This is a genomic window from Caballeronia sp. ATUFL_F1_KS39, assembly GCF_023630985.1.
GTDB classification, from domain to species: Bacteria; Pseudomonadota; Gammaproteobacteria; order Burkholderiales; family Burkholderiaceae; genus Caballeronia; species Caballeronia zhejiangensis.
In genome coordinates this window covers 1-237 of sequence record NZ_JALQDZ010000145.1, presented here as the reverse complement: position 1 = coordinate 237, position 237 = coordinate 1, and the positions used below count along the sequence as shown (strand labels likewise).

At 63.7% G+C, this 237-nt stretch carries 1 protein-coding gene; it reads left to right on the top strand.

The annotated features are described in order from the left end of the window. Window positions 1-237, top strand: a 237-nt coding sequence (locus NCR93_RS31880; protein ID WP_250532494.1) for a hypothetical protein, incomplete at both ends; no start/stop codon positions are given.

The window sequence follows — 237 nt, the reverse complement described above, 5'->3', positions numbered from 1 at the left end:
CCGTTCGGGTTGACCACAATGCCCGCCTCCCTGTTGACTTCCCCAATAAGAACGGTTGGGATTGTGGGTTCTGGGAGTGCGAAGTCACGGATCGCGGCAACTTCGCCACCGCCCGTCCATTACGCAAGGCGCCGGAATGGGTGGCCTTCCACGCTGAACAAACCCGCTTGCGCGGGTTGGCGTTGCCTCCGCATGTTCCGGCAGAAATCGCCGTCCTGATTGGGGCCGCCCGCGCGG